The sequence below is a fragment of the Wielerella bovis genome (assembly GCF_022354465.1).
GTDB classification, from domain to species: Bacteria; Pseudomonadota; Gammaproteobacteria; order Burkholderiales; family Neisseriaceae; genus Wielerella; species Wielerella bovis.
Genome location: NZ_CP092361.1, coordinates 658,474 through 684,117, shown reverse-complemented (window position 1 = coordinate 684,117; position 25,644 = coordinate 658,474). Strand labels below are relative to the sequence as shown.

The 25,644-nt window shown below is 39.8% G+C and carries 23 protein-coding genes, 1 other RNA gene and 1 pseudogene; 5 read left to right on the top strand and 20 right to left on the bottom strand.

Features of this window, described 5'->3' with window-relative positions:
* Window positions 1–199: 199 nt before the first annotated feature.
* The 6 genes from MIS45_RS03520 to MIS45_RS03495 form a co-directional block, all read right to left on the bottom strand.
* Complete coding sequence (locus MIS45_RS03520) at window positions 200–997, bottom strand: basic amino acid ABC transporter substrate-binding protein (RefSeq protein WP_249451014.1); 798 nt, start codon at window positions 995–997, stop codon at window positions 200–202.
* A gap of 391 nt (window positions 998–1,388) precedes the next feature.
* Window positions 1,389–2,468 carry a beta-N-acetylhexosaminidase gene (gene nagZ, locus MIS45_RS03515; RefSeq protein WP_249451012.1) on the bottom strand — a complete coding sequence of 360 codons (1,080 nt, stop codon included), beginning with the start codon at window positions 2,466–2,468 and terminating at the stop codon, window positions 1,389–1,391.
* Window positions 2,469–2,663: 195 nt separating this feature from the next.
* Window positions 2,664–3,434 carry a TatD family hydrolase gene (locus tag MIS45_RS03510; RefSeq protein WP_249451011.1) on the bottom strand — a complete coding sequence of 257 codons (771 nt, stop codon included), beginning with the start codon at window positions 3,432–3,434 and terminating at the stop codon, window positions 2,664–2,666.
* A 65-nt stretch (window positions 3,435–3,499) separates the two neighbouring features.
* Window positions 3,500–3,892 (bottom strand): PilZ domain-containing protein, encoded by a 393-nt coding sequence (locus tag MIS45_RS03505; RefSeq protein WP_249447333.1) that lies wholly within the window; start codon window positions 3,890–3,892, stop codon window positions 3,500–3,502.
* A gap of 72 nt (window positions 3,893–3,964) precedes the next feature.
* Window positions 3,965–4,945: a DNA polymerase III subunit delta' gene (holB, locus tag MIS45_RS03500; protein ID WP_249451010.1), complete on the bottom strand. Its 981-nt coding sequence runs from the start codon at window positions 4,943–4,945 to the stop codon at window positions 3,965–3,967.
* A 73-nt stretch (window positions 4,946–5,018) separates the two neighbouring features.
* Window positions 5,019–5,522 (bottom strand): DUF1841 family protein, encoded by a 504-nt coding sequence (locus tag MIS45_RS03495; protein ID WP_249443286.1) that lies wholly within the window; start codon window positions 5,520–5,522, stop codon window positions 5,019–5,021.
* A 92-nt stretch (window positions 5,523–5,614) separates the two neighbouring features.
* Between MIS45_RS03495 and ssrA the strand changes: the two genes are divergently transcribed.
* The 4 genes from ssrA (at window position 5,615) to MIS45_RS03475 (ending at window position 7,578) form a co-directional block, all read left to right on the top strand.
* Window positions 5,615–5,976: a transfer-messenger RNA gene (gene ssrA, locus MIS45_RS03490) on the top strand.
* 154 nt (window positions 5,977–6,130) lie between these two features.
* Window positions 6,131–6,625, top strand: coding sequence for a hypothetical protein (locus tag MIS45_RS03485; protein WP_249451008.1), 495 nt, complete (start codon window positions 6,131–6,133; stop codon window positions 6,623–6,625).
* A gap of 115 nt (window positions 6,626–6,740) precedes the next feature.
* On the top strand, window positions 6,741–7,043 hold the full coding sequence (locus MIS45_RS03480) for an IS630 transposase-related protein (protein WP_249441922.1): 303 nt from the start codon (window positions 6,741–6,743) through the stop codon (window positions 7,041–7,043).
* Window positions 7,036–7,578 (top strand): IS630 family transposase, encoded by a 543-nt coding sequence (locus tag MIS45_RS03475; protein ID WP_346766869.1) that lies wholly within the window; start codon window positions 7,036–7,038, stop codon window positions 7,576–7,578. Before MIS45_RS03480 ends, MIS45_RS03475 begins: the two co-directional genes overlap by 8 nt.
* Before the next feature lie 134 nt (window positions 7,579–7,712).
* On the opposite strand, the gene rfbB is transcribed toward MIS45_RS03475, so the two are convergent.
* The 11 genes and pseudogenes from rfbB to MIS45_RS03420 all read right to left on the bottom strand — a co-directional run bounded on the left by rfbB (window position 7,713) and on the right by MIS45_RS03420 (window position 20,625).
* Window positions 7,713–8,777, bottom strand: a complete 1,065-nt coding sequence (gene rfbB, locus MIS45_RS03470; protein ID WP_249451007.1) for a dTDP-glucose 4,6-dehydratase — start codon at window positions 8,775–8,777, stop codon at window positions 7,713–7,715.
* A 191-nt stretch (window positions 8,778–8,968) separates the two neighbouring features.
* Window positions 8,969–9,490, bottom strand: coding sequence for a hypothetical protein (locus MIS45_RS03465; RefSeq protein ID WP_346766865.1), 522 nt, complete (start codon window positions 9,488–9,490; stop codon window positions 8,969–8,971).
* Between the two features lie 109 nt (window positions 9,491–9,599).
* Window positions 9,600–10,442, bottom strand: a pseudogene (locus MIS45_RS03460) (IS630 family transposase).
* Between the two features lie 237 nt (window positions 10,443–10,679).
* Window positions 10,680–11,555: an IS982 family transposase gene (locus tag MIS45_RS03455; protein WP_249450967.1), complete on the bottom strand. Its 876-nt coding sequence runs from the start codon at window positions 11,553–11,555 to the stop codon at window positions 10,680–10,682.
* Between the two features lie 187 nt (window positions 11,556–11,742).
* Window positions 11,743–12,225, bottom strand: coding sequence for a transposase (locus MIS45_RS03450; protein ID WP_249441775.1), 483 nt, complete (start codon window positions 12,223–12,225; stop codon window positions 11,743–11,745).
* 17 nt (window positions 12,226–12,242) lie between these two features.
* A complete protein-coding gene (locus tag MIS45_RS03445) occupies window positions 12,243–12,506 on the bottom strand; it encodes a transposase (protein ID WP_249451002.1) in 264 nt (87 codons plus the stop codon).
* 32 nt (window positions 12,507–12,538) lie between these two features.
* Complete coding sequence (locus MIS45_RS03440) at window positions 12,539–16,153, bottom strand: CDP-glycerol glycerophosphotransferase family protein (RefSeq protein WP_249451001.1); 3,615 nt, start codon at window positions 16,151–16,153, stop codon at window positions 12,539–12,541.
* A gap of 6 nt (window positions 16,154–16,159) precedes the next feature.
* On the bottom strand, window positions 16,160–17,260 hold the full coding sequence (locus MIS45_RS03435) for a hypothetical protein (RefSeq protein WP_249451000.1): 1,101 nt from the start codon (window positions 17,258–17,260) through the stop codon (window positions 16,160–16,162).
* A gap of 2 nt (window positions 17,261–17,262) precedes the next feature.
* Window positions 17,263–18,687 (bottom strand): bifunctional cytidylyltransferase/SDR family oxidoreductase, encoded by a 1,425-nt coding sequence (locus MIS45_RS03430; protein WP_249444615.1) that lies wholly within the window; start codon window positions 18,685–18,687, stop codon window positions 17,263–17,265.
* A 52-nt stretch (window positions 18,688–18,739) separates the two neighbouring features.
* Complete coding sequence (locus tag MIS45_RS03425; protein WP_249450999.1) at window positions 18,740–19,612, bottom strand: ParB/RepB/Spo0J family partition protein; 873 nt, start codon at window positions 19,610–19,612, stop codon at window positions 18,740–18,742.
* Between the two features lie 161 nt (window positions 19,613–19,773).
* A complete protein-coding gene (locus MIS45_RS03420; protein ID WP_249450998.1) occupies window positions 19,774–20,625 on the bottom strand; it encodes an RnfABCDGE type electron transport complex subunit B in 852 nt (283 codons plus the stop codon).
* Window positions 20,626–21,377: 752 nt separating this feature from the next.
* On the opposite strand from MIS45_RS03420, the gene MIS45_RS03415 reads away from it, so the two are divergent.
* A complete protein-coding gene (locus tag MIS45_RS03415) occupies window positions 21,378–22,772 on the top strand; it encodes a DEAD/DEAH box helicase (protein ID WP_249450997.1) in 1,395 nt (464 codons plus the stop codon).
* Window positions 22,773–23,252: 480 nt separating this feature from the next.
* Here the strand turns inward: MIS45_RS03415 and MIS45_RS03410 are convergent, their stop codons facing one another.
* The 3 genes from MIS45_RS03410 to MIS45_RS03400 all read right to left on the bottom strand — a co-directional run bounded on the left by MIS45_RS03410 (window position 23,253) and on the right by MIS45_RS03400 (window position 25,554).
* A complete protein-coding gene (locus MIS45_RS03410; protein ID WP_249450996.1) occupies window positions 23,253–23,798 on the bottom strand; it encodes an outer membrane protein in 546 nt (181 codons plus the stop codon).
* A gap of 69 nt (window positions 23,799–23,867) precedes the next feature.
* Entirely contained in the window at window positions 23,868–24,347 is a 480-nt protein-coding gene (locus MIS45_RS03405) for a hypothetical protein (protein WP_249450995.1), read from the bottom strand.
* Between the two features lie 385 nt (window positions 24,348–24,732).
* The gene (locus MIS45_RS03400) at window positions 24,733–25,554 is read right to left on the bottom strand and encodes a tetratricopeptide repeat protein (RefSeq protein ID WP_249450994.1); all 822 of its coding nucleotides are present in this window, start codon (window positions 25,552–25,554) and stop codon (window positions 24,733–24,735) included.
* Window positions 25,555–25,644 lie beyond the last annotated feature (90 nt).

Below are 25,644 nucleotides of genomic sequence, written 5' to 3'. Positions count from 1 at the left end.
TCAAGAATCCAACCTACTACAGCTTTGAGTTTTGTAAAGATTTTTGGTTATATGATAGTGAATTCACTAAACCAGTACAGCGTTGCCAGCTCTCTTATGTACTAGGTGTACACGGCGGTCGCTGTCGCTTTGTCATGATTTAAATTGAATGGGCGTACCGAAACTCATGAATTTTTGCAGGTTTCAGGCTGCCAATTGTTTAAGACCCAAAATATTTGGCTTTAATTTCATCATATTTGCCATTGGCACGAATTTGTTTCAAAGCATCATTGAGCATATTTAAGGTTTCCGTATCGCCTTTGCGTACCACAATACCATAATGTTCCACTTGGAAATCAGGTATTTGAATAATTTTAAAACCCTTGTTTGGATTATTTTTTACATAATTTTCAATTACCGCGCTGTCGCTGATTGCTGCTTCCACACCGCCATTTTCCACTTCTTTGGTCATCACAGGCACAGTTTCGAATCGCGCCACTTTATCGCTGGTTGCACCAAAGATTTTTTGCGCCGCCAAATCGCCCGTATTGCCTGTTACCACGCCGATTTTTTGCAGATTTTTCAAATCGTCAATGGTATTGACATTTTTATTCGGCGCAACCAATACCACTTGCGTGATTTCATAATATGGCTCGGTGAAATCCATAGTAGCTTTGCGCTCATCTGTAATCGTTACTGCGCCCGCCACAATATCAATATCGCCATTTTTCAGCGCAGGAAATAAACTGCCCCATGTTTTGTTGGTGTATTCAATTTTGAAATTGCCTGTTTCCGCCATTGCTTTCATCAAATCCACATCAAAGCCTTTGATTTCATTGTTTTCATCCAAATAATCAAAGGGTGCAAAAGCAGCATTGGTACCGACACGGAAAACTTTTTCTGTTGTGGGCGTAGCAGTTGATGCACTTGCATTGGTTGCTGTATTGCTGTTTTGCCCACCGCAAGCTGATAATGCAACGCAAGAAATAAGCGTAACAATCCATTTGTTGAGTAACATGATAAAGTCCTTTCTGATGTTGGAAAAATAGAATATAGTGTGTGATATTTACTTTTGTATTTTTTAAAAATACGAGAATATTTTATCTCAAAAATAACAATTTTTATCATGAAGTTTCAAAAAAGATAAGAAATGTCTTTTTGCAGATAGATTTTGGTTGATTGTGTGATAAATGTAAATTTGATAATCATTCATATGTTTTCAGGCTGCCTTTTGCTGATAAATAAAAGGCAGCCTGAAAACATATAGATTTTTGATTATAGATGAAAGTTTTATTAAGATATTGATTTATTAAATAAATTTAAATTCAAAATAAACGCAAATAAACGGATAAATTATTGCAAAATTTGGTTATAAATTAGTGGAAAATTTTAGCTAAAATCGTTATCAATTAAAACGCTTCGCCAACTTTCACGCCATTTTGCACATCTTTTGGCGTTGATAGTTGCGCGGTGATGCGTTGTGCAGCCTGAAATTCGGGCGTGTTCATCATCGCAGTAGCTTGTTCGGGCGACACACTTGCCGCCATATATTGCCAGCGCGTTGCCAAATGTGCATTTTCGTATGATGGGAAATCCGCGCACAATTCGTCCACCAAATCGGGGCGATTGCACACCAAAACAATATCGCAACCCGCTGCAAATGCGCGTTCACAACGTTGTTTGATGCCACCACCGCTGACTGCGCCTTCCATTGTCATATCGTCCGAAAAAATCACGCCTTGAAAACCCAATTCGCCGCGCAAAATTTCTTGCAACCAGCGTTTGGAAAAACCTGCGGGCAAATTATCCACTTGCTGATAAACCACATGGGCGGGCATAACTGCTGCCATAGCTGCGTTTGATAGGGCGCGAAAGGGTGCAATATCGGCTTGCAAATCCGCCAAGCAACGGTCATCTTGCGGCAAAGTCAAATGGCTGTCGCCCGATACAAATCCGTGTCCGGGGAAATGTTTGCCGCACGATTTCATGCCACCGCGATTTAAGCCGCGTTGCAAGGCGAGTGCCAGCGCGGTAACAATTTCAGGCTGCCGATGAAAACTGCGATTGCCAATCACGGCGCATTGTCCCCAATCCAAATCAAGCACGGGAGTGAATGATAAATCTACGCCACACGCGGTCAATTCGCTTGCCAGTACCCAACCAACTTGTTCGGCAGCAGCTTCGGCGGCGGTTTGACCGTGTTCGTCCCACATTTCGCCTAATACGCGCATGGCAGGTAGGCGAGTGAAACCATCAATAAAACGTTGCACGCGACCTCCTTCGTGGTCAACGGCAATGATGAGTTCTGGGCTACGTAAAGATTTGATATCGCTGCATAATTTTTTTAATTGCGCGATATTTTGGAAATTGCGGCGAAACAAAATCACGCCACCAACGGCTGGATTCAATAGGCGTTGTTTGTCGTCTTGGCTTAATTCGTATGCGACCACGTCCGCCATCACTGCGCCGCGTGGGATTGAGATAGACATTTGTTTTTCCTTGATTTTTATAGTGAATTCAATTTAAACCAGTACAGCGTTGCCAGCTCCCTTATGTACTTGGTGTACACGGCGGTCGCTGTCGCCTTGTCCTGATTTAAATTGAATCCACTATATTTTAAATAAGGCAGCCTGAAAAATATTATATGGAATTTATATAAAGGTATTTTTCAGGCTGCCTTTTGATTAAATACGTTTCACTTTATTGAATAAACGATAGAAATTTTCGGTGGTGTGTGCCGCGATATTTTCCAATGTATCGCCACGCAATTGTGCCAAAAATTCGGCGGTGTGATACACATACGCGGGTTCATTTTGTTTGCCGCGATAGGGCGTGGGGGCGAGATAGGGCGCATCGGTTTCCACTAAAATGCGGTCAAGTGGGCAATATTGTGCTACTGCTTGGATTTCTTTGGCATTTTTGAATGTGAGTATGCCTGAAAATGAAATATAACCGCCCATATCCAACACGGCTTTGGCGAATGCGGTATCTTCGGTAAAACAATGAATGAGGATTTTTTCGGCTTGTTGTTCGCGCAAAATTTTCAGCGTGTCTGCACCTGCATCGCGTGTGTGGATAATCAGCGGTAATTGGGCGCGTTTGGCAGCCTGAATGTGGGTGATGAAGCGATTGTGTTGCCACGTTAAATCGCCTTTGCACCAATGGTAATCCAGCCCTGTTTCGCCTATACCGACCACTTTTGGGTGTTGTGCGTGTTGCACCAATTCGTCTGCGGAAAATTCAGCGGCGGTTTCGCTGTCGGGGTGAATACCGACGCTGGCGTAAATTGGCTCGTGTGTTTCGGCAATGTGCAGCACTTCGGCAAAGGTTTCGCGGCTGACGCTAATCGCCAATGCTTGTTTGACGTGTTTTTCGTGCATATTTGCCAGCACTTCGGGCAAGCGTTCGCGTAATCCTTCAAAATTGATGTGGCAATGTGAATCAATCAGTTGCATATTTTTTATTCTCAAATCGTTTTTCAGGCTGCCTAATCTATGAAAAAAGGCAGCCTGAAAAGATGTTACAGCGTATAAGTCGGACGTTCGTTGTGGATTAAGCCAGATAAAATTGCTTCAAATTGCTCTTTGGCTTTCAGACCCGATTCATCGCTACCAAATGCCAAGCCGACACCTTTGGGACGACCACTACCACTTGGATTGGCGTTAATCCAGCATACATTGGTTTTGATGAACATTTTTTCGGTTCTGCTAGGACCGACCAATTCCAAAACCAATAACACTTCTTCGCCCATTTTGAATGAATCATTGGTTGGCATAAACACGCCGCCAAATTCCAAAAATGACATATAGCTGGCGTAAATAATGGGTTTACTTTCCAATCGCAGTTGCAGCATTCGTCCAGGAGCAGCTGGTGCAGCTTGTTGTTGTGGTGCAGGAGCAGGTTTTGCGCTCATAATTTTTTCCTTCAAATAAAACAACAGATTTTGGTTTTCAGGCTGCGTGAAGTTATGCAGCCTGAAAAATGATTAACGGGGTTTGCGTGTCAGCAGCGATAAATATTCGCTCAATACATATTCAGTTTGCATTTTAACATTCAAGCTATGATGTCCGTAAGGGTGCAAACGATTTAGGCAGCCTGAAAATTGGAAAAGTGTAGCAGGATTGGTTTTCACGGCGATTTTTTGCGCCTGTTCGGCACGATGTGGGTAATACAACGGCTGAATTTTTTGTGCTGCCAGCGAGACATCTACTGTCCATTTTTGCAGCCAATCTAGCAAAATCGCCAAGGGTAATTTTTGTTTATCAAATTCTGCGGCGTAATCCAAAATTTTGAGCAAACGGGGTTCTGCCAGTAAATCCAACAAATTTTCGCGTAAAACATCGTTTTCAGGCTGCCTATCAAATAAGGGTGCTCTACTGTGAAAGGCGAGTAGATTTTCGGCATTATCTATTTGATGTTGTTGCAAAAAGGATAGTGCTTCGTGATGTGATGGCGTGGGCAAGGCAAATTGGCGACAACGGCTTTTAATGGTGGGCAAAACGCGGTCGCGGTTGTGCGAAACCAGTAGAAAAATCACGGCGGTGGGTGGTTCTTCCAACATTTTCAACAGCGCATTGGCAGCCTGAATATTCATGCTTTCGGCTGGGGAAACGAGTACGACACGCCGTCCGCCGCGCACGGAAGTTTGGGTCAGCGGTTCCAATATGGCGCGCACGGCATCAATTTTTATCTGCAATAATTTGCGGCTGCCATCGGTTTCAGGCTGCTCTGGGGTAAGGGTGTAAAAATCAGGGTGTGCGTTTTGGGTAAACAGATGGCACGATGGACATTGTCCGCAGGGTTCGTGTTGTGCGGATGCTTGTTCGCATAATAGGGCTTGGGCAAAATGGTGTGCCAAGGCGGTTTTGCCTGTGTGTTCGCGTCCGACAAATAGCCATGCGTTGGGTTGGGTATACCAATTTGCGGTAAGGGTGTGCCATGCGGCGGTGTGCCAAGGGTAAATCATGTTTTCAGGCTGTTTTTTTGTGTAATTTGTTGATTTTCAGGCTGCTTTTTGGGAATTAGGCAGCCTGAAAGTATTATTCACGCATACTGATTTGGTCGGATAAGGGGACTTCGTGTGGATTGATGCGGGCGTTGTCTTCTTGTCCGAGTTGGATAAGTTTGCGTAAACGGGTCATGTAGTTATTGACGTCTAAACCGCGTTGGTAGCGTTGGGCTTCCCAAATGGTTTCGGCGAGTGCGTCCATCATTTCGTGTTCGGCTGCGACCCAATCGTCATGGTGTTTGGCGCACAGTTGGGCGTGAATGGCGCGTATGCCAAATGGTTGGTCTATGGCGACTTGTTCTTGAATGGATAGGTGCATGGACAGGTGTAAAAATGGGTTGGTTTCGCCTTGTTCAGGTGTCCATGTGTGGTCTAAATATTGCTCGATGTTTTCTAGATAGTGGGCGTATTCTTGATGAGCTTCTAAAATTCGCAAGGCTTTTTGTTGTAAGCCATCTAGTTGTAGTGGCGTAAAGCGGTGTTGCCAAACGTGGGCGAAAAAGCGGCGTACGTCGTGTGTGTTTACGTCATACATTTTTTCAGGCTGCCTTTGTTGATGAAATGTGGGCGTGTATTATAAAGTCTTTTCAGGCTGCCTGAAAGCAGGTACAATGCGTTTTCTCATTTGGGGGCGACCTTGGTTTCGACGGGGGTTGCGAAGCAAATGTGGGCATACCGCGTTTTCAGTTACGCGTAAAACACTGAACAAAAATAGTCGCAAACGACGAAACTTACGCTTTGGCAGCTTAATGCCAGCCGTTGCAGCAGTTGGTCAATGGGCTGTGTGGGGTAACCCACTGCAACGTCATTTACATTGACTGGTTTTCTGTCGGGTTACTTGGCAGGGGATGAGATTTTAGGTAACTGGTTTCCAAACAGCCTGTCTGTCGGCGATATGGAGATGAGATTTTTAAATTGGCAAGACTAAGTATGTAGAACACTTTGTAGAGAGCTTTCGGACGGGGGTTCAATTCCCCCCGCCTCCACCATTTTAAGCTAATAACCACTTGATTATTCAAGTGGTTATTTTTATTTAATCTAAAAAGTATGCCACTTTACATTAACTTTAATTAGAGAGTTAATGGGCAAAATAATAGATAAGATTTTTTCAGGCAGCCTGAAGAATTTAATTTAAAAGATAATATGTTGATTAGTTTGGTTTTATCTAAATTTCCTGATTCAAAAGATATTCAAAATACCTTAAAACATTTGGGTTATATTGTTGAGATTGAAAATAATGACTGGGAAAATCCTAATATTAAACAAGCCGATGTTTTATTTGAATTTTATCCCAGTAAAGATGATATAGAATGGGTTTGTATTTTGGATATTTATATACAAAATAAAATTCAGATTACGCCTGAAAAATTATTTTATTTTGATTGTGTAAAAAATATTGCAAAAAAATTGGCTTGTGATGTGGTTTGTTGTTGTACGGATAATGCGGTAGTGGAAAATATAGAAAATAATCCTTATTTGGATTTTGCTTATATTAATCCAACGTGGTTTTTGGTTGATGATAGGGGTGTAAAATATATTGATGAGCCACCAAATAACCCATTGAAAATTATTCGTTCTATTCAACAAGAAATGGAAGATTATCTAAAATCATATTATTATAAAGTGAATTCAATTTAAACCAGTACAGCGTTGCCAGCTCCCTTATGTACTGGTCGCTGTCGCCTTGTCCTGATTTAAATTGAATCCACTATAGGTGTAGAATTAAATAAACGGTACACACAGGAGAACAGTTATGGCTTATTCACAAGATTATCGCCAAATGATTTTAGAAAAATTAAATTCGGGTTACAGCTACCGTGAATTGGCAGCGGAATATGGCATCAGTCGCAGTACCATTCAACTATGGAAAAAATGCATTGAACGTAAACCCTACCCCAAAAGAACCAATAAAATCAATGATGAATTATTGCGAAAAGACGTAGAACAATTTCCTGATGATTTTCAAAGAGAACGCGCTGTTCGCTTTAACTGTTCACAAAGAGCCATTGGTGTGGCACTTAAACGGCTAAAAATCACTCAAAAAAAAGATTCTTAAACACCCCAAAGCTCAACCCGAAACAATTGAACAATTTCTCTCATTAAAACAACAGTATGAGCAAGAGAAACGTCCTATTGTTTATATTGATGAAAGTGGTTTTAAAAACCAAACTTATCGTCCTTATGCCTATGCGCCAAGAGGACAAGTTTGTCATGGCAATCACAACTGGCAAATCAAAAACACAACCAATGCCATTGGCGCACTGTACCAAAATCAATTGATTGCAGTGGGTTTGTATGAATTCAGCATCAATTCAGATGTGTTTTATTCATGGGTTCAAAACGTTTTACTGCCACAATTACCACCTAACAGTGTTTTGGTTATGGATAATGCGACTTTTCACAAACGCCAGGACATTCAAGAGCTTATTGTTTTATCAGGGCATGTGATTTTATGGTTACCGCCATACTGTCCTGATTTGAATTTAATTGAGCACACTTGGGCTTGGATTAAACATTTACGTCAAGATTGGTTATTGGATTGCATTCACTCTTTGTTTTTTTATTTTACTTGGTTGTGTACCGAATTTTAATTTCTTTATCTATATATTCGTTACATTTTTAGTTTTAGGGATTGACAGGAGCGACAGTATCTACGCTTGGTTATTTGCTATTCAATTTTCAGGCGGCACCAAATTTTATAGGGTCATGAAAGACAGCCTGAAAATTATCCGCCTAAACCCAAACGTTCCAACCGATAATCACCACTTAACACGCGTTCGCACCATGCTCTGTTGTCCAAATACCATTGCACGGTTTTGCGTAAACCTGTTTCAAAGGTTTCTTGTGGTGCCCAGCCCAATTCGCGTTGGATTTTTCGCGCGTCAATCGCGTAACGCAAATCGTGTCCTGCACGGTCAGTAACGTGGGTAATCAAATCAGCATAACGTGCCACGCCTTGCGGTTTTTCGGGGGCAAGTTCTTCTAATAATTCGCAAATTTTTTGAACCACGTTTAAATTGGTTTGCTCGTTAAAACCGCCAATATTGTAGGTTTCGCCAATTTCTCCGTGTGTGATAACGGTGTACAAAGCGCGTGCGTGGTCGTCCACAAACAGCCAATCGCGGATTTGTGAGCCGTTGCCGTAAACGGGCAATGGTTTGCCGTTCAGCGCATTTAAAATCATGAGTGGAATGAGTTTTTCGGGGAAATGATACGCGCCGTAATTGTTGGAACAATTTGTTACGATGGTCGGCAAACCATAGGTGCGATGCCATGCACGGACAAGGTGGTCGCTGCTGGCTTTGCTGGCGGAATAAGGGCTAGATGGCGCGTAGGGCGTTGTTTCCGTGAATAAATCATCTGTGCCGTACAAATCGCCAAACACTTCATCTGTGGAAATATGGTGGAAACGGAAAGCCGATTTTTTGTTTTCCGACAAGCTGTTCCAGTATTTTCGTGTTGCTTCTAAAAGCGTGAACGTGCCAATAATATTGGTTTGGATAAATTCGCCTGCGCTGTCTATGCTTCTGTCCACATGGCTTTCGGCGGCAAGGTGCATGACGGCAGTCGGTTGATATTGTTGGAAAATGCGGTCTAATTCGGCGCGGTCGCAGATGTCCACTTGCTCAAAAGCATAGCGTGAATTATCGACTACGCTGGCGAGATTGTCTACATTGCCTGCGTAGGTTAATTTGTCCACATTGATAACAGAATCGTTTGTGTTTTCAATAATGTGGCGGATTAGTGCGGAGCCGATGAAACCTGCGCCGCCTGTGATTAAAATATTCATAATTTTATATTGTTAATTAATCGGAAATTTTTACAATATCCTTAGTATTTGAGTAAAAATATTCAAATAAACTAGCAATTTCTGACAAACTGCACTTTTCAGAATATAAATAAATCCCCCGATTATCCTCTGTTAGTTTGAACACTCTACTATTACGCTCAATCAATGATTGAACTTTTTGAGATACAAGCTTAAATGACATCTGATGTAAATTGTATCGTTTTATATGCTTCATCAAAATATTGAATCCATTCAGGATAAACCATTTGCATTAGTTCGCTATTCCAAGGCTTTTCCACACCCATAAAATGTATTATTTTAGTGTAAAATTTATACATTTGAGGAAATGTATTAAAAGTATAAACATCTAAACTGGTTAGTTTAAGTTTATTCTGGTAAACTACCCATGCTAACACCAATTCATCTATACCTGCTTCGTAATAATCCATAAACTTAACTAAAAAATCATTACCATCTCGCAATGCTTTTTGCCAATCAATCACATCACTTACATAGATTAAGCCACCATTAGGTGTACTTGTATCTTCTGGTATATTCTTTGTTTCTGAGAAATCTTTTAATTTACTGCCAAATTTTTTATGAAATGAATCACCATTTCTCCAAGCAATTCCCTCTAATGTAAATAATTCAGAAATATCACCTTTAATTATTATATCTAAATCTAAATACAGTACTCTTTTATAATATTGCAATAATTCAAATATTTTATATTTAGACCATGCTAAATGTGAGTATCTAGATAAAATTTGTTTTGCTAATGTAGTGGTAACAGGCTTATGTTCTTCCTCCCAATTTTTATAGTCAGTTAAAATAAGAATAGGACACTAACGTATCAGTAAAATGCCTTCCACAAGGTAACATGGTTCGCATATATCTCTTAATGTTTGCCCATGTTTGTTCTATGGGATTAAGCTTTGGTGAATAAGGCGCAAGCGGCAAAATTTTATGCCCCCATTTGTGCGCCATTTCACGCAAAATACCCATACGATGAAATCGTGCATTATCTAAAATAATGACAGATTTCTTATTTCTACAGGTAACATTGCTCAAACCATGTTTCAAAAAAAGCACTGGTCATTGTGTTTTGATAAATCATTGGTGCAATCAGTTTATTGCCGATTTGTGCGGCAACAAGCGATAAACGTTGGTACTTTTTACCACTGATTTGGGCTTTGATGACCTGTCCCTTTGGACTACGCGCATAAGGACGAAACAAGTAAGTATCAAATCCTGTTTCATCCAAATAAACATGCTGATAATCAAAAAATTCAGCCAGTTGATTTAAATAATGCTTTACTTTATTTAGGTCTTGTTCTTTGTATGTGGTGGTCTTTTTTTACGCGTGATACCCATTCTTTTGAGTGCATAAAAAATGGCTGATTTTGAACAATGAAAATGTTCAGCTATTTCATATAAATAAGCATCAGGGTGTTGTTGCACATATTCAGCCAATTTTTGACTGTTTAATTTATTGGCATTTTGTCCCTTTACTTGATGATTTAAGCTGCCTGTTTGCTCTTTTAAGCGTATCCATAGGTAGAGTGTATTTCTGGATATTTGGTAAGCTTGGGAAACTTTACTGATATTTTTGCATTGTTCATAATAATTTAATGCTTTATTTCGCAGTTCAGTTGAATGTGCCATTTTTTAAATCCTAGAAAATAGGGTATTGTACTATTTTATTTTGAATTGACTATATAATCATATTTAATAAATCGAATTCTGGTTTCTAGTTTTAGAAATTCCCTACAATCATCATCAGTTAAATCATCATGATAAACCACAATTTCATCATATAAATTAGAATTAGTTTTTTGTAAATTAACAATCATGGCTGATAATGCAAATATATATTTAACGCGAACTCGGGATAAGCCTTTCTTACTTCATTGGTAACAAAGACTTTTTTCCAAACATCATTGGCTTATAAGGAAACAGGCAATAGGCAGTCAAACCTGAAATCAAATTCAAGATAAAACCACGCTCCAAACGATGCCGAGTATGTTCAATTTGACACAAATTTTTCAGTTGCCCAAAAATGGTTTCTATAACACCACGTTTTTTAAGCAGCTTTTTCTGCTCACTTGTGTATTGTTTGGGTTTCATGCCTTTTTTGATACCCGTTAGTAAAGTAATGCCATATTTCTCTTTAAGCCAATCACTTAAATCTTTTCCAATATAGCCCCTATCCGCCACCAAAATGCCGAATAGGTGCTTTGCCATTTGTTTTAAACCTTGACGGTCATCCACATTGCCTGCGGTTAAGCAAAAATTGACCAGCTCACCCAAGTGGTTAAATACCGCATGCAATTTGAAACCGTAAAACCAGCCTGTACTGCTTTTGCCCCTTTGCGCGATGTTTTTAAACACTTTATGCGAGTGAATACGGCGATTGTGGCAAACCGACAAAGTGGTTGAATCCACCACACCTATACCTGTGCATTTGCCCATTTGGGTGGTTAAAAATACCAACATAGCAGGTAAGGCTCGTGTAGCCAGTTCCAAAAAGCGGTTGTAGCTGGGCATATTGGGGAAGTCTCGCTGCCAAATGGATTGGACTTGCCATTGGTAATAGGTTTTGAAATCACGCATGCGATATTGATGAAAAGCAATCAGTACGGTCATGATTTCTGCGGTACTGATACAACTTGGTCTATTACGAATTTTATTGTTTTTAATCAATTTGCTATTGAATTTGGGTTCAAATTCTTTGCAAAAATCATCAATTTGGCAGAAAAGTGCGGTAAGATAATCCATGTTAAAGGGCTTTCGTGATACTTGGTTGTGTGCAAACAATAGATTATCACGTTTGCCCTTTAATTTTTATGAAATTTCTTATCCCGAGTTCGCGTTATTTATTGTGGCTGTATTAGATTAGCAATTATGTTACCCTGTAAAAATGAAGATAACAAACTGTAAACTAAGAACCTGTGTTCATAAATAATTATTTGATAAATTTTAATATTCGTGAAATATACCCCAGTTTAATAAAATTTTCAGCAGATAAAATTGTCTGCTCAAAATCTTTTGCCAAACGCCGAGACCACCCCAACCATGCAAACGTCCGTTCCACAATCCAACGTTTGGGTAAAACTTGCCAAGAGACATCTTTGATTTTCACTGAAATATCAACAGATAAACCCAACTCATCTTGCACATTTTGCTCAAATGTACGGCGATAAGCTGCATCGGCACAAAAGCCTTTTAAACTCGGATAAGTTTCAAACGCTTTTTGAGCCACGAAAATACCCGCTTTGGTGTCGTGAATGTTGGCAGCATGAACAACAACAGCCAGCAGATTACCCATCGTATCTACGGCAATATGCCGTTTGCGACCTTTGATTTTCTTGCCACCATCAAAACCTTTATCCTGTGCAACAGCGGCTGTTTTCACACTTTGTGAATCAATAATGGCATAAGTTGGCATTGCTTGCTTATTGTTTGCTAAACGTTTTTGTGAACCAATGCCAAAAGAATTTTATCCCATAAACCAGATTGATTAGCTCTGCGATAAAAGCTCCACACCGTATCATGTGGTGGAAAATCATAGGGCAGCATGCGCCATTGGCAACCTGTTTTGGTAATGTACAAAGCAGCATTAACCAGCTCGCGTTTATCCCATTTTCTGTTACGGCAATTGGTAAAACACGGTTCAATGGCTTGCCATTGAGCGTCTGTTAGGTCAGTTGGGTAAGGTTTTCTAGTCATAGAAATATTTTATCATTTTATGAACACAGGTTCTAAGTTAAAAGATTTTTTACCAAACGAGTTAATATTCGCCCAATAACTGTTTTTTCATCAAATAAAATACTCAATGAAGAAACAGCAGGATTTTTTGAATCCTTGAAAAAAGCATAAGGATTACGCGCTAATTTATTCATTTTACGTTTTCTTATTGCCACAATTTCATCCGTATCACCTGTATCAAGCTGTTTTAAGCCAAGCTTTTCTTCTTCCATTGAAGTTTGAACCATTTTTTTAGGTTGTATTGATTCAGGCAGCATACTTACCCACTCTTTATTGGCTGTAATGTATCCATAAGCCGTCAGCAAACGTGGTACACCATTTTTCAAATAGTCAATCGCAATGACTTCAATTTCATGATTAGCTTTCAAATACATATCTTTGCGTTTGGTATTATCGTTAAATGCCACGTCCAAATAAAAACTGTTGTTTTTTACACTGTTCACTTTAAATGGCACAGTATCATTGACCACATAATTATCCATCGGATTAACCGCATACACCATTTTCACTGGTGTAACATTGATTGCTGGCAATTTATGTGATTTTTGAATTTTTCCATAAAAATCAATGGTTTCTTCATCACTTTTCGCCAATGACATGGGAATGGATAAGGTCAATTTATCTAAATCTTGTTTTGATGAAATGTTTTGCAGTTGTTTCACAGTCAATTTGGGCGCGTAGGATTTTGTTTCGCCAAAACTGGAAATATTATCCTTCAACTCACTGAATACATTACATAAAAACTGGTCAGAATGCGTGGTCAATTGGTAATGATAAGTGAATTGTGAAATGGCAGCATCAAAATAGTCGGCATCATTCAGTGTCAATGACAGATAATCCGACACAAAATCCAATATGCCTGACAACAACCATTCGGAATTTGTCGCATCCGTTGGTACAATCACTGGCTCAATTCTGCCCGCATTTTCTTGATAAGCGGAAATGCTTTCATAAGGTGTTTGGGCAAAAATCGGTTCAAAAAACGAAAAATTCTGTGGTGTCAGCACAAAATTGTGGCGTACCGATGTGCCTTTATCATCGGTAAAGCTGCGGACATAATAGAATGGGTTGTTGATTTCACGACCAAACGCATCGTTCAATAAGCGCCCAAACGTATCTTGGGTGTAACCTCGTCCCCAAAATTCTACGAAGGCGAATTTTTCATCTGGATTGATTTCTTGCTGCAAATATTGGCGTACAATCGCACGTTTTTCTGCCGCCAATGCCAATACTTTCTGATGATAAACTGCTGATGATTTCATTTTCACACGAATGTTTTCAGCAATTTCGCCACGCAAATGCTTGGCATTTTTCAGGCTGCCAAATTCGGGGAACAGTGTCAATAATTCTTCTTCACTCAAAAAACTGGCATTGACCAAATCATCAAAGCAATCCATGCCCACAAAATTGCCAAATCCACCAAAAGTTTCATCATCCACTTTATCTATGAAAGACGGTAAACGCCATACTTTACGCGAGCCGTAAATGTATTTGGTCTGAATATCATAGCCTTGAATTTGAATGATTTTATCGGCAATTTGTTTCAAGAAATGACCATCACGCGAAATAAAATACAGGGTTTCATAGCCACGTTTCAAAGCATCTTTAATCGCCCAATTAATGTATGGCACAAACGCCGAGCCCACATAGGCATAAGCATAATATTGCTGTTCTAATACGGCATTACTCATACCCATTTGTTGAATCAAATGAGTACGATAGCGGTGCATTTTGGTCGCCAACTGATAGGCTGGATAACGGTTGTGGTTGTCCATCGCTTCAATTAAGGCTGCCTCAAATGGGATAAAATCGTCAATATCATGCACCATCGTTTGAATGCCATATTTGCGTGGCACAGAACCATCGGCATGCTTGTTGTCGCCATAGTGAACCCAACGACTGTATGCGTAATTCAAATCAAAGAAAATATGTTGATACAATTTACCCGTTGATTTTTGATAACCAATGCTGGCTGAAAGGTACAATGGTACATCTGCTAAACGCTCATCTGCTTGAATCAACATAGCACGAATAACGTTTTCAGGTAGGTACATATCACTCGCCAATACCACATCATGACCTGCTGCAATCAAACCAAACAAGAAATCAATGCGTTTTTGAATTGGTTCAACATGGGCAATTTCTGCTTCAATTTCCGCTTGCTTTAAAAATGCAATTTGTTCATCAGACAAATTCATGTTGTGCTGCAAACGCGCATAAATTTGGTCTAGTGTTACTTCCAATTTATTGCTTTGACGTTCCAAAATGGTTTTACGCATCATGTCGCGCACATCGTGTTCCACTTTATTGCGAACATTTACCCAGTTTTCCAACAAAGCAGTAGGAAACACAATGTCAGATTGCTTGGCACGGTCGCGCACATAATCAAAAATACTCAATGGTTTTAAAGTACTGCGGCGAATAAGCGTGTCAAAAATATCAAAAGAATGCAATTCTTTTAATTGACTGGGCTGCAAAATGCAATCATCCACAGCCTGAATCATGTTTTTCAGGCTGCCTGAATCTGTTTCGTAGGAGAAAAAGTGGTTCATCAAATATTGTTTGCGTTCGGCATCAATCTCTTGAATTTCCGTATTTTGCAATTCATTCAACAAAGATGTGAAATCGTGAATCAAGGTACCTTCGGTCAAATCAATGTAATCACCAATCAATTCCAAATCTTTTTGATATTCTGTCAAATCAGGTACATAACGAATAAATTTATTCACACCTGCTTCTAGCATATCGTAGAAAATACTGGAATAATCCACAATCGCTACATCAATATGTTGGAAAATTTCATAAATATCGTATTGATCGTCCCAGAATAAAATGTGTGAATTGTTTTCGTATTTGCCTTGCATTTCGCCAAAATACGCGTCTTTTTTCATTGAAGGGTGAACTTTAATAATAATTAATTGGTTATTTTCACTAGCCACTTTCTCCAATGCATTAAAATCAGGTATTAGTTTATTTAAAATACCATTCAAATTAAAACGGTGAGTTGGTGCAAATAAAGTAATTCTTGTATATTTATGTTCTTTTTTCGGAAAAATATCGTTTAAAGTAAAACTATTTAAAGTATTATCTTTATATGCAATATTACGTGGATATACGCCACGAACTAAATGTTTAGATGAAATTGGAGCATCGGCTAAAAAATGCTCTTCCATTTTTTCTGATGTAACCAAAAAAATAGTTTGATTTCGGTATATAGAAGAATATTTAATATTTTTACGAATAATACTATCAATCCAAGTATAATTTAGATTAATTCCTTTACCTATCAATGCTAATTCTATATGCTTCAAACCCACGCCATGCCAAGTATTGAAAATTTTGGTGCTTTCCTTTATTTCAAAGGGATAATTTTCGCGAAAATTCTCTGTTACATACACATCTGCACGCGCAAAAAGTTCTTTACTTTTGCTACTATTCATGAATGTAACATTTTGAATACCTGTAAGTTTTCGAATATTTTTAGCATCGATTTCATTGTCCGCCACCCACCAGCATTCATGGGTTTGAGCGCAATGTTTCACCATATATAAAAATAATGCTTTAGGATTGCCTTGCCAAGCGTACGTACCAAATAACCAAAGTTTCATTATGTTTTAATTCCGTTCGTATTGTGATAATTGATTGATTAAAAAAGTGATGCGATTGGATAAAGCCATCTGTTCAAAATGGGTGTTAATCCAATAAATTTTATGTTGTGCAGCATCATGTAATGACAGCCATGCTGCCTGAATATCCATGGGTGCTACTTCATGATAAACATTCAAATTGGGAATGGCCATTGTAGATTGATACGCAGGGTAGAACAATTCGTATGAGATATCCTCATTCAACAACTGCGTTTCTATTGCTGAAACATCACACAATGCAAACACAGCCTGAAAATCTTTCAGGTTGCTTGAAAACTTAATTCCTAGCTTTTTCCATTTCCATTGTTGAAATAACGATAAAGCTAAATTGGGCTGATATGCAATCACTTTTAAATTATGTTGCATACAAGTTTTTGCCAATTGAAACAAGTTTTCTTGATAGTACGCAAGGCGATGTCCTGTGTTGGGATGCGACCGTATTACCAGAGTATCTATCTGATATTCTACTACTTTTTGGATAATGCGCTCTGCTACTTGTTGCCAATACGCCAAGCTGGAATAGTTTTCCTGTTCAATACCACCTTCCCAAGTTGGAGCATAGAAAATACATTTTTTGCCCTGTTTAGACAATCCTGTTTTACCAATAAAAGTATCGCCTGCGGTAATTAATCGCCCACTATCCACATCATGCTGCGAAAAAATACCGTGCGCCAAAAAACGGTCAATACCCGCTTGTCCTGCCGTCAGTACATAATCATAAATCCGAATAATCGGCTTGACCGATGCAGCTTTATTGCTTTCACCATGCGTAATAAAAATATGCGTTAAGTGGCGATTGGCAACAGCGCGACAATTGGATTGGGCATTAAATGGGTAAAACATCACACCTTTAGGTAAAGTGTCTAAATCTTGTGCTAACACAAATCGGTACGCAATACCATGCAGCCTGAAAATAGCTGCAATCTGTTTGGCTGATTTGTGTTTGTATTTTTTGATGAGTACCGTTGTTTCAGATGCAAAAATACCTTCTTCAAAAAATGTAGCGATTTGTTTGGCTGTCCCAACAATTTTGCTATCCAAATAAATGAACTGTGGCAAACGTTCCATATTTATTCTTCTGTCAAATCATCTAGAAGATGTTGAATATATTCTTGGTCTTGCATTACCACATTAATCACATTACCTGTTTCCTTGCTGACCAATACTGCCAATGATGCCAGCGCGACGGTGCGAGAATCAAGTAGCGTGCCTTCCGGTTCTATACCAAATGCTTTGGAACGCATCGGCGTTTGAGTACGTTCTGGATTGATACAATTGATGTTGATATTTTCAGGCTGCCATTCTTCAGATAATGCTTGGGTTAAATTCACAATTGCAGCTTTGGTGGACGAATAAATACTGTAAAATGGACGACCACGCGTATAAGAGCTTGATGCAAAGCTTAAAAAACCACCATGACTTTCTTTTAGATAGGGATACGCAGCCATAGCAACATTGACCATGCCCATATAATTCACATTAATGCAGCCTTCTACACTTTCTCGGCTCATTAATGCCAAGGGTTTATGCACCAAAACAGCTGCGGTGTTGACCACAAAGTCAATGTATTTTTCTGTATCATGAATCTGTTTCAAGGCAGCCTGAATAGCATCAAAATCAGTAACGTCTACACCAGATGAACGACTTAAACCATAAGTTTTTGCGCCAAACTGTTGTGCCAATTTAATAATATCTGCACCAATACCATAGCTACCGCCGAATACTACCAAAACTTTGCCTTTTAATTCTTGCAAGCGTTCTAGTGATGTAATGTTGCGTAAGGTAAAATGGCTACGACTTTGGAATAATTTATCAGCAATAAATAAATCGACTGGGCGCGTTAATTTAATATTGGTTTCAGAGCCTCCTACAATCCCTACTTTTTCATCAGGTAGTGTTTTTAACACAATGCCACAATCGCAAGTCGCGTGCACTTCCCCAGATTGCGCATAAATTTCATACGCTTTTTTGAGTGTGCCTAAACGAAATGCTTGTGGTGTTTGTCCTTGATAATATTCTTTGCGTGGCGGAATATTGATGATTTCGCGTGTTTCATTATTCACATGCACAATGGTATCAGTTGCAGGAATCGCCACATCAACCGCATTAAATGTTTCTAATGCTGCAATGCATTCATGAATCACTTCGGCTGCCAACAAAGGACGCACCGCATCATGGATAATCAGTTTGGTATCAGCAGGCTCATCTTGCAACGCTTGTATGGCAGACAAAGTAGAATCGGTACGCTCTTTACCACCAAATAAAATACGATTGACTTTATCAAAACCAGCTTGTGCGACAATATCTTGAATTTGTTTATGATGATTTTTTTCGGATACAATGATAATTTCATCAATCTCATCATGATTTTGAAAAATACTAACCGTATGTTCCAATGCGGTTTTCCCTGCGATTTTAGAAAATTGTTTGGGATAGCCCAGTCCCATGCGACTGCCTACACCACCTGCCAAGATAATACCGATATTTTTTGCCATATTTACTCCCAAAATAATTACATTGTGTTTCAGTCTGCCTGAAAATATATTTTTAGTGATTAACGTGTATACCTAAACAACGAATAACGTCTTCAAATTCCTCAACCGACCCAAAATGCAAAACCACGCTCCCTTTTTTTCTGTCACGCGTTTTGATTTCCACATTCACTCCCAATTTTTCTACCAACATTTCTTCAATGCGAGCCACATCAGGGTCAATGCGTTTGGTTTTTTCAGGCTGCTTATCTTGCAACAAGGCTTGCCCGCGTTTTTCGGTTTCACGAACCGACCAGCCATTTTTAACCGCTTTTTGCGCTAAATCCAATTGCTCATTAACAGGTAAACTCAACAGCGCGCGCGCATGCCCCATTTCCAAATAGCGATTAAACAACATTTCTTGCACAGGTTCAGGCAATTTCAATAAACGCAAACTATTGGAAATTGCGCTGCGACTGCGCCCAACCGCTTCTGCTACGGTTTCATGGGTCAGTTCAAATTCATCAATCAAGCGGCGAAAACCTTGCGCCTCTTCAATCGGATTTAAATTTTCACGCTGAATGTTTTCAATCAAACCTACTGCCATTGCGGTTTTATCATTGATTTGTTTGATAATAGCAGGGATTTCGGTTAAACCAGCCAACTGCGCCGCACGCCAACGCCGTTCGCCCGCAATCAGTTCGTAACTATCCAAACCGTATTCGCGCACAATAATCGGCTGAATCACGCCTTGTGCTTTGATAGATTCTGCCAATTCTTGCAAAGCGGCATCGTCCATTTGCACACGCGCTTGATAACGTCCAGTACGAATAGCCGCAGTTGCAATAGTGGTTAAGCGGTCGCCATCTGTTACTTGATTCAGGCTGCCTGAAACGGCAATCAGCGAATCCAAGCCACGACCCAGACCGCTTTTGGTTTTTTGAGACATTTCATTCTTTCTATACAAGCAATTTCAGCACCAAAATAATTTTCAGGCTGCATGATAATCTTTCATTTTGTATTTTCAGGCTGCATGATAATCTTTCATTTTGTATTTTCAGGCTGCATTTATTGGGTATTTTTTGAGAAGTTGAATAGGCAGCCTGAAAATTATTGCGCTGCTCGCGCTTCTTGTTCTTCTTTATATTGGCGTAACCATGCAATCGCGACTTCTTTTTCTTCGCCTGAACCGTATTTTGCGGTGTGAATGTGGCGACGATACATGGCTCTTTCTTGCGCTTTGCGAATTTCGGTTTCGCGGAATGCTTCGCGATTATTGGGTACAACCAAGGCATTTTGTTGCGATTGGGCGCGCGCCATGGCTTTGGCGATTAAATCGGCAGGATTAAGTGCAGGTTTTTGCGCCGTTTCAGTTGGCTCGGTCGCTGGTTTTTGCGCCAATAATTTTGCTTGTCGTACCGCGATTTGTGCTTTGCGTTCGGCATCATCACGTTGTTTGCGCTGTACACGGTTTTCATAACGCGTTTGGGCGTGCGTGGCAGCGGCGAATCTTTCAGGCTGCCCTTCGCGTGCCAATAAACGCGACATGGGTAAAAATGTTTGCGCTACATCTTGCATATAAATGCAATCTACGGGACACGGCGCAACGCATAAACCGCAGCCTGTGCATTCGTCCGCCAATACGGTGTGCATCAATTTAGATGCCCCCATAATCGCATCAACAGGGCAGGCGCGGATACAGGCGGTGCAGCCAATGCAAATATCTTCATCAATCCAAGCCAGTTGTTTAGGCTGGATTTTTTCAGGCTGCATCGGCGGTTGATGCAATAAATTGGCAATATCCAACATCACTACTTCGCCGCCTGCGCTACATAAATTGATGGCTGCTTCGTTATTGGCTAATGCTTGTGCATAGGGTAGGCAGCCTGAAAAACCGCATTCACGGCATTGAGTTTGTGGCAGCAGCGCGTTGATTTGTTGAGTAATGGATTGGTTTGTCATATAGGGATAAATATGGTTTCAGGCTGCATTTGTTTAACTTCAAAAAGGCAGTCTGAAAATATTAAGTTAAATTGTTAAATTATACGCGAAAGTTTTCTTTTTGTGCGTTGTATTCTTTGACTTTTGCACAGACTTACAGAAAGATAATGGTGAGAGTGAATGACAAGCTGACACAGTTTTAAAGTGGTTACGGAGTTGGTCTGATTTATACAAACAAACCCAACAACATGCGTATGCCCATCGTCAAAATAAAGGTGTCAGCAAGCGGAAATAACCAAATAGATTTAGAATAGTGATAATGAGTCGGTATGGATATGATATTTTAATGATTGAAAAACAAGAATTATATAACGTGAATGATGTTTTCAGGCTGCCTAAACGTGGTATTCTGTTAAAATACAGTTTAAAACCTTTGTAAAACTCATTCAGGCTGCCTGAAAATTTGTATCCAACGTTTCAAAGAAAAGAAATCGTTGTTAAATACAGAAAATATCGGATTCATAAATCCAACTTACCATTTTTGCAAATGGTTTCAATTTTTTAGATGATTATCTATTAGTCGCTTAAAATAATACAGCGTTACCAATTCTCTATATATGTGGTTCTGTCGTCTTGTTTTATTTCTATTTTAAACGACTATAATATATCTATATTTTCAGGCTACCTAAATATTTTTATCACAATATTATGGACTTACAAAAGTTTCAACTGACAACTCACCATCAAATTCACAATAAGAAAGACAATAAAAAATGAGCAAATTTAACGAACTTGGCTTGGGATATGAAATCACATCTGCACTTGCCGAACAAGGTTACGAAACACCTACCCCCATTCAAACTGCTGCCATTCCCAAAGCATTGGCAGGACACGATTTACTCGCCGCCGCGCAAACAGGCACAGGCAAAACCGCCGCTTTTATGCTACCCAGCTTGGAACGTCTGAAACGCTACGCCAACCCCAGCACATCGCCCGCTATGCACCCCGTGCGCATGCTGGTGTTAACACCCACCCGCGAATTAGCCGACCAAATTGACCAAAACACGCGCAATTACATGAAAAATCTGCCCCTGCGCCACACCGTATTATTCGGCGGCGTGAGCATGGACAAGCAAACAGCAGATTTGCGTGCAGGCTGTGAAATTGTCGTAGCAACCGTTGGGCGATTGCTTGACCATGTGAAGCAGCGACACATCAATTTAAATAAAGTAGAAATTGTTGTATTAGACGAAGCCGACCGCATGTTGGACATGGGTTTTATTGATGATATTCGCACCATCATGCAAATGTTGCCAAAACAACGCCAAACGCTGCTATTCTCTGCAACGTTTGCACCAGCCATTCGCAAATTGGCACAAGATTTTATGAACACACCTGAAATCGTAGAAGTTGCCGCACAAAACACCACTAATGCCAATGTGGAGCAACATGTTATTGCGGTTGATGCCTATCGTAAAAAGGAATTATTGGAACGCCTGATTGTGGATTTGCAAATACCCCAAGTTATTGTGTTCTGCAAAACCAAACAATCTGCCGACCAAGTTTCACGTGATTTAGTGCGCCGCGGTTTGTCTGCCAACGCTATTCATGGCGACAAATCACAACAAGTGCGTTTAGAAGTATTACAACAATTCAAATCAGGCGAATTACGCGTTTTGGTTGCAACCGACGTAGCGGCACGCGGTTTAGATATTGCTGAATTGCCGTTTGTGATTAATTATGAATTGCCTGTGCAAGCGGAAGATTATGTACACCGTATTGGACGCACAGGTCGCGCAGGTGCTGACGGTGTTGCTATTTCTATGATGGACGAATATGAACAAAAAATGTATGCTGCCATCAAAGAATTAACAGGGAATGAATTACCCATTTCACGAATTGAAGGTTTTGCACCACGTTGGGAAATGGGGAGTGAATCTGTTTCAGGCAGCCTGAAAAATGAAGAATATAAAGATAGCGCAGCACCCTACTCTCGCCGCTATCAACAAAATCATGATGTGCGAGAATCATCATATCGTCAGCGTGAAAACATTGTTGTGCCAGATATGCCTAAAATTCAAAATCGTGCCAGTACGCGCCGTCGTGGACGAGAACGTCGTACTTGTGCGTTGTTACAACCCAATTTTGGCATGAATGACGAACGATAAAATCATTGTTGCTGATTTTATTCACAGTAAACCGATGTTTTTATGCTAAAAGAGTAGATGCTTGCACACACATAATTTTAAGTTTCAGGCTACATCCTTTGCAAAACCTAAGATTTTGATGTAAAGCGATAGTATGTAGAAATTTTGTCCTAGTAGCTAATGACAACTCAATAAGGTCGTATACTACGGTAATTTTGTAAATAACACGCTAAATTCAAAGCTAAATGTAAGTGGACTTGTTCAACTAAAATATGTAGCAAGTCAATGCTATCCATTAGCGAGTATTTTTAACACGAAATTGAGCGAATTTTTAACGCAATATCTAACCGAGCTAGACATCGCTGAGCTGTCATTAGCTCCTAATCATAAATAGGACAATATATTGTAAAACAATACACAACATTATGGTTTGTAAAGGTTTTAAAATTGGAAGCTACTGGCAATTTGCTTCTACAATAGCCTCCAATATTCTACAATAAATTAGAAATTGTATTGCAGACCAACACCCAAGTAATTGGCGCCTTTCCATTTAACATTACCATTTTGACCTTGATTATTGGTAAATGATTGCGTACCACGTTTGAACACATGATCATAATCTGCGCGCACCGCTAAATTATCAGTCAAATTGTAAGTCGCACCGACACCAGCAGTCGGGCGAACTTTGGTTTTAGAATGAACATCAACAATGTTTGAATCTCCAACCGAATGTTTCACACCAGCAACACCTGCTTTACCAAATAAGCGGAATTTATCGGTTACATTATCACCAAAGGTTACGCGCGCACCGTAAGTTTGGTTACGTACTTTATTGGCTTCATTTGTTGTAATATCAGCTAAATATTTGTGTTTCTGTGCGCCTTGATAGAATACTTCACCACCCAAACGATGGTTAAATTGCATACCTATACCAATTTGACCTGCCAAGCGAGTATCTTTATCGCTTATGGTGTTTACACCATTTTCTACTTTTACACCATCTTGCAGAGCACCTAATGTGCCGAATACATAAGGATTAGCACCCAATTTTTTCGCCACAGCAGCAACAGGGGGGCAACTGTAGCAATAACAGGGGTAGTAACTGTTGTTGCTTCTTTAATTTACTTCTTCATGTGTTTGCGGTTCATTACGTACAAATTCTACTGCACGAGGTTTATTATCAGAGAACCAGTTATCACATTGTTTCATGGAAATGCGTACAGCTTCGCCAGCAGCATTAGAATATACATTAACCAGCATATCTGGACTAAAAGGAATATATTTGCCTTGCAATGCAGGAGAAACACCATCACGACCTGCTTTATGACCAACCCCTATATCACAAGCACCATTAGGGTAACCTGCATCACGCAAAGTCATAATACGAACAGTTTTTTCTCCATTACGAACCAACGCTGTTTTTTTAGTAAACGATTGATAGAATTTTGCATTACCAGATAAAACAGCAGCATCACATTCTGCTGCGGTATCGTAACCTACGTTACCATGTGAGTCGGTAGTTACACCAGCTTGTGCAATAAGAGAAGTAAAAAAAGCAAAAATTGCTGCAATAGATAAAATATAACTTTGTTTCATGAGATAAAACCTTTATGTATTTTAAAATCTAAAAATAATGCAAAACTGACACAATTTATAATCGTTTAAAATAAAAAATCAGACAAAGCAACAGCAACCACTGTGTAGAAATCATACATAAAGGAACTAGTGACGCTGTAGTATTTTTATTTTAAACGACCATAAAATAAATTAGGTGTACGGCGAACCAACTCTTATAACTATTTTAAAGTGTGTTAGCTAGAAAAAATTTCATGGTTAATTGTACTGCGAGATAAGGTAATCTGAAACTAATGACACCCAATTTTGGCTTTTTTATCTGAATTGGTGTCGCAGAAATGCAAAAATAACCGCCCTATGGAATAACGAACCAACTATCACTCATATTTAAAAGTAACCTGCAACCTTATTCCATTTCCTCTTGCATAACACGTTCCAATTCTTGCAAAGCCGTCTCCGCATCTTTATCACCTTGCGCCGCAGCACGTTTCCACCATTTTGCTGCTTCGGCGTAATCTTGCTCCACGCCTTCGCCTTGTGCATACGACATACCCAAATTGAATTGTCCCATCACATCGCCCAATTCCGCTGCTTGGCGAAACCATGTCGCAGCTTGAGCTTCATCTTGTGCCACACCATAGCCTTCTTGATACAGCAAACCCAAATTAACCATTGCATCGGCATTGCCCATATCAGCGGCTTGACGATAAAAATCTGCCGCTTTTTCATAATCCGCTGCCACGCCCAAACCATCGTCATACACCACGCCCAAATTATGTAAGGCTTCATCATCGCCCAATTCTGCCGCCATCAACCAATATTTGACCGCTTGCGTATAATCTTGCGCCATGCCCAAACCTTCGGCATACAAACGCGCCAGTTGATTTTGCGCGTCCACATCATTTTGCAATGCTGCCTGTTCATACCAATAGGCAGCCTGAACATAATCTTGTGCTACGCCGTCCGCACCATCTTCATACAATTCAGCCAAATTAAATTGTGCTGCCACATCGCCTTGTTTTGCCGCCGCTTCATACCATTTAACCGCCGCCACACAATCCACTTTGACACCCAAACCTTGTTCATACATAAACGCCAGTTGATATTGTGCATCTACATCGCCTTTTTCAGCAAATTCACGCAAAACAGGCGCAGCAGCTTTGTAATTTCCTTGTTCAATATTGGCAAAAGCTGTGTTCAATTTCAGATTTTGGAGCGAGAAAGTCATAAATACCAATCCTATTTCAGTAAATGGATTATTATAAAAGAAAAGGCAGCCTGAAAAATATATTTTCAGGCTGCCTTCAAGATTAGCGGT